General features: G+C 47.8%; 1 protein-coding gene. It reads right to left on the bottom strand.

Translation table 11 applies throughout. From position 1 onward, the window contains the following. A partial coding sequence (locus tag KDM89_RS20785; RefSeq protein ID WP_212689735.1) for a hypothetical protein occupies positions 1-343 on the bottom strand: 343 nt, incomplete at both ends.

Here is a 343-nt window from a genome sequence, read left to right as displayed (position 1 = left end):
CAGCACGTCGGGAAAACGCTTGCCGACACCCTGCACAAACGTGCGCTGATCATCCGACAATAACTGTATCCCGGTAATCCATTGCGGACGCATTTCTTGCACAAAGTCACAGACCGCATTCAATATATAGATAGGATCTTCATTACCACCTATCAGTTGCAGCAAGCGGTTCTGACCTTCCAACAAGCGCTCTGTGCTCTTGCGTGAATTGATATCACGCTCCATACAAAACACCAGCATCTCGCCATTGAGTTCGACCCGGCTTAAGCTGACTTCATTATAAAATGGCTCACCATTACGATTCATAACCCATTCAAAGCGCTGCGGAATACCGGCAAATGCA

Source organism: Cognatundibacterium luofuense (genome assembly GCF_018139685.1).
GTDB lineage: Bacteria > Pseudomonadota > Gammaproteobacteria > Burkholderiales > Burkholderiaceae_D > Undibacterium > Undibacterium luofuense.
This window is presented reverse-complemented; position numbering and strand designations above follow the sequence as displayed.